Source organism: Empedobacter sp. GD03865 (assembly GCF_029840775.1).
Lineage (GTDB): Bacteria > Bacteroidota > Bacteroidia > Flavobacteriales > Weeksellaceae > Empedobacter > Empedobacter falsenii_B.
This window is the reverse complement of sequence record NZ_JAOCDF010000060.1, coordinates 1-3,854: the sequence shown is the minus strand read 5'-3', so window position 1 is coordinate 3,854 and position 3,854 is coordinate 1. Positions and strand designations below refer to the sequence as shown.

5 protein-coding genes and 1 pseudogene are annotated in these 3,854 nt (G+C 26.8%); 4 read left to right on the top strand and 2 right to left on the bottom strand.

Translation table 11 applies throughout. The features are described from left to right. Positions 1-70 precede the first annotated feature (70 nt). From N5D46_RS14475 to N5D46_RS14465, 3 genes are read left to right on the top strand one after another with little or no spacing between them, the layout of a single operon-like run. Positions 71-535 (top strand): hypothetical protein, encoded by a 465-nt coding sequence (locus N5D46_RS14475; protein WP_280050424.1) that lies wholly within the window; start codon positions 71-73, stop codon positions 533-535. Then, positions 519-1,511 (top strand): hypothetical protein, encoded by a 993-nt coding sequence (locus tag N5D46_RS14470; protein WP_280050423.1) that lies wholly within the window; start codon positions 519-521, stop codon positions 1,509-1,511. The genes N5D46_RS14475 and N5D46_RS14470 overlap by 17 nt, the downstream gene beginning before the upstream one ends. A gap of 2 nt (positions 1,512-1,513) precedes the next feature. After that, the gene (locus N5D46_RS14465) at positions 1,514-1,810 is read left to right on the top strand and encodes a DUF4325 domain-containing protein (protein WP_280050422.1); all 297 of its coding nucleotides are present in this window, start codon (positions 1,514-1,516) and stop codon (positions 1,808-1,810) included. A gap of 130 nt (positions 1,811-1,940) precedes the next feature. Here N5D46_RS14465 and N5D46_RS14460 read toward each other — a convergent pair whose 3' ends face one another. After that, positions 1,941-2,780: an HAEPLYID family protein gene (locus tag N5D46_RS14460; RefSeq protein ID WP_280050421.1), complete on the bottom strand. Its 840-nt coding sequence runs from the start codon at positions 2,778-2,780 to the stop codon at positions 1,941-1,943. Between the two features lie 186 nt (positions 2,781-2,966). Here N5D46_RS14460 and N5D46_RS14455 point away from each other — a divergent pair, with 186 nt between their 5' ends. Further along, positions 2,967-3,668 (top strand): hypothetical protein, encoded by a 702-nt coding sequence (locus N5D46_RS14455; protein ID WP_280050420.1) that lies wholly within the window; start codon positions 2,967-2,969, stop codon positions 3,666-3,668. A 71-nt stretch (positions 3,669-3,739) separates the two neighbouring features. Here the strand turns inward: N5D46_RS14455 and N5D46_RS14450 are convergent. Then, positions 3,740-3,854: pseudogene (locus N5D46_RS14450) on the bottom strand (ferredoxin); the annotation flags it as partial.

The following is a 3,854-nucleotide window of genomic DNA, read 5'->3' as shown; positions in this document are numbered from 1 at the left end:
AAATATAGTGATAAAATAGACTTTACAATCATAATAATTTATAATTTTAACATAATTAACATAATTACTTATGAATGATTTTGGAATGTTAAAAGATGTCTTAGATTCCATTTCTAAATCTAATGATAATTTAATAGTTTTAGGTGGAACATTATTAGGATTTATTTTAGTAAATATAATAACAGCGGGCGTTAATATATTTTATCAATTTAGATTAAAAGAAAAAGAAAAAGATGTTCTAAAATTTGAAATTTTAGAACAAAACCGAATAAGGCATAAAGAAGAATTATACAATCTAGTACAAGACTTAATGTATTATAATAATTATTCTGATTTACAACTTTATCTAACTAAATCATCAGATTTAAGAATGTATCTTCAGAGGTATAAGTTGTACTTCAATAAAGAATTGGTTGAATTGGTTGAAGATTTTAATGATAATTACTTTATTACAGTTTTAGGTCAAATTTCAAATAAAAATTATATTAAAGAAAATGAATATTTAAATAAACTAATTGATGAGTTTAATAGATGATTTAGTAAAGGATTATTTAATTAATGCAAATGGAGAAAAAAAGAAATTTGAATTACCTAATAATATTAAATTAAATGGGATTGAAAATTTTTTAAAAGGTGTTAGTTTTATATTTGATTTGGAAGGTACAAAAACAAAAAATTATATTTTAGACTTGTCTCATATAAAAAAAACTAATGTATTAGGAATGTTGCTCATTTATAAAGTATTAGAGTTTACAGTTAAGAAAAAATGTTTTCATAGACCTGTAATTGCTTATGAGCCTTATATATCTAATAGTTGGAGTAAATATGGTTTTATTTCTCTGATAAATGCATATATAGAAAGTTCAGATACATCTAAGGAATTACTAGAAATGAACATTAATATTACTGACCATTTTATAATTGCTCCTCAACCTTTAATTAGAGTTAATAATTTCAGTAATAATTTTTTAAAGTCAACTTTTTTACCTAAATTGAATGAATATTATCAAGGCAAAAGCAAAGTAGTTAGTATGATAAGTACTTGTTTTTCTGAAATATTATTAAATTTTTGGGAACATGCTGTAGATGATACTGAATCTGTTATGATAGCGGACGGTAGAGAACAATTTATAGAAATAGCTTGTGCGGATACAGGAAATGGAATTATTAGTACATTAAAGAAAAATAAAAACTACACAAATTTAACAGGAATTGAGTTAATAAAAATGTGTATAAATAAAGACATTACATCAAAAGAAGGAACAAATCATATGGGTTATGGTCTTTGGATTATTAATGAAATATGTAGGTCTGTCAAAGGTAGATTTCATTTATATTCAGAGGGTTTTTGTTATATACTCGATAAAGATAAAGTTATAGTAAAGGAGGTTCCTTATTGGAAAGGTACAATAGTTTATTTAGCTTTACCTTTATCAAATCCTATATCTTTAGAAGATATATCTAGTTTAGCAAAATATAAAGAAACAGATTTTAAAGTTGCATTTATATAATTATGAAAACAATAAAAGTTAATACATACGGTTCTATAATTAGTGATAAAATTATTAGTACAGAAATTTACGATATTATTAAAGAGTTCTTGGAAAATAAAGAGCCACTCATAGAAGTAAACTTTGAAGGAGTTATTGCAATGGCTACTTTTTGTGCAAAGCAAATATTTGGTTCATTATATATTGAATTAGGTCAAGATAGTTTTTTTGAAAAAATTAAAATATCTAATGCAAATCAAGATTTGAAGATAATCATTAACATGGGAATCCAAAGCGCCATTGAAGAGAGTAAAATATAAATAGTACACTAGTTGGTATACTAATTTAATTAAAAATATATATAGTGTTGATTATCAAATAATATATAAAGTCCCGCCAGCTCCACAAACCTCCTTTAAAAATTTTAAAGGAGGTTTTTTATTAAGAAAACTAAGGTTCCCAAATAATACGTGTCATCACATCAAGGTTGGTTCCGGTATGTTTGGTGATAGGAACTCCAGTAACCAAACCAATCATTAAATTGTGTTGAATAGCCAATCTAATTTGAGGTCTTAAAGTATAATGAAATCCATAGCGGTCAATATCCATATTATTTTCAAGTCCAATAAAGTTTTTCGAATTTGGTAAAACATACATCATACTTGCATTTATAGTTGCTCCAACATCTACTTTTTGCTCTTTATAATGATGTTCAAAAACAGGACCTGTATAGATTAACGTGTTGAAATTTTTAAAATTCTTTGCTCCAATAAAAACAGGATTCATTTTCATACCGGTAAATACAGAACCTTGATGTCCTAATTCTTTAAAATTATTAAACTCAAATTCATGAACATAAGCCACAGCCAAAGACATTTTTCGTTTTTCATTTACCAAAAAAGTATATTGAGTTGCTAATTTTAAACCTTCAATTTTATTGTTCGGAACATAAATAGAGCCATCGTTATTATCGCTTTTGTGATTAAAAGAAAAAGGTACTTCAACCTCCAATCCCAAACGATCTGCAACAGCCCATTCATACTCAATAAAACCATTATATTCATTATATCCTTTTTTCGAGGCAACTCCAAATCCTACATTTATCTCAGCTTCTCCTTTTCGTGCGCCCAAATCACGCATCAAATCTGTATAGAGAGGTTCTGCATGTTCAACTTTAGGTTTTAATGTTTTTTGCTGAGGTTGAATGGTGATAATTGAATCATTTTTCGTCTGAGCTATCGTAGTAATTGTTAAGAAAGTGCTTGTAATTATTGTTAAGAAAAATTTCATTTGTTTATTATTTTGAGACAAAGGACAAAGAAGATTTAGGAAGAAATTAGGAATTGAAGTTTTACCGCTTTAAAAATCTAACCTATTAAATTTTGAAGTTTTTTGATACTTATCATTTTAAGAATAATAAAAACTATCTTATCTTAGTCGATGAATTAACACCACATTTAAGACAATCAAACAATTATGAGTTCCTACGAATATTATAACTTTCCGATACAGTTGATAAACGGTTTTTTAGATGATTCTAAAAAAGTTTTGATTGATATTTCACACTATTGTATTTATAGAGTTTTTATAGATAATTTCGAGAAATATTCGGGTTCTTTTACAGGTTATCAGAAGGCTTGTGATGATTTTGGAATCGAATTTAAAAATGTTGCAGCAACTTATCAAAATGGTAAAGATTTGTATGAAGCAACAATAGATAAAAGTCCGATGGTTGGAATGACTTCTGAAATGTATTGGGATTACATGACCAATGAAAAATCTGAATTTGAGAAGGTTTTATTGCTTGGAGATCTTGCTTTTAAAAGCATTTTAGGTGCAAAATCATATATAAAATTGGATAATAAATATTGGTTTAGCCGAATGAATGGTTCTGTAAAATCAATTGCGAAAGAAGAAATTTCTCCAAAACTTCAACGTTATTTGAACGAATATCAAACCAAAAAAATTAAGAATCAATTAATTGCTGGTTGGGGATTAGCTTCTTATTCAAGATATAATCGCGGGTTTTATGTGAGTTATAAAATGACATTGGATGATTTGGCTTATCATGCGGAAAAGATTAGAAAATCTACTCAAGATAAAAAGATCAAAAATGATGTAAAATCTGCTCACAAAAAAGCATTAGAGAGATTGGAAAAGGAAGGAAAAATGAATTAAGATTTATTTTTTACATAAAGCAAAAGTCCATCAAAATTTTGATGGACTTTTTATATAGCTAATGTTTTAATCTATATTTCTTTTACTGTAATAATATTTACAGGGCAAGCTTTGGCAGCACGTTCGCAATTATCTGCGATAGAATGATCAGGATCTTTCAACGTATGGAAACCTTTTTTATCAATC

Excerpts from the sequence above, each read along its gene's own strand:
- N5D46_RS14455 (WP_280050420.1), top strand. The coding sequence starts at position 2,967 with ATGAGTTCCTACGAATATTATAACTTTCCGATACAGTTGATAAACGGT.
- N5D46_RS14465 (WP_280050422.1), top strand. The coding sequence starts at position 1,514 with ATGAAAACAATAAAAGTTAATACATACGGTTCTATAATTAGTGATAAA.
- N5D46_RS14470 (WP_280050423.1), top strand. The coding sequence starts at position 519 with ATGAGTTTAATAGATGATTTAGTAAAGGATTATTTAATTAATGCAAAT.
- N5D46_RS14475 (WP_280050424.1), top strand. The coding sequence starts at position 71 with ATGAATGATTTTGGAATGTTAAAAGATGTCTTAGATTCCATTTCTAAA.
- N5D46_RS14460 (WP_280050421.1), bottom strand. The coding sequence starts at position 2,780 with ATGAAATTTTTCTTAACAATAATTACAAGCACTTTCTTAACAATTACT.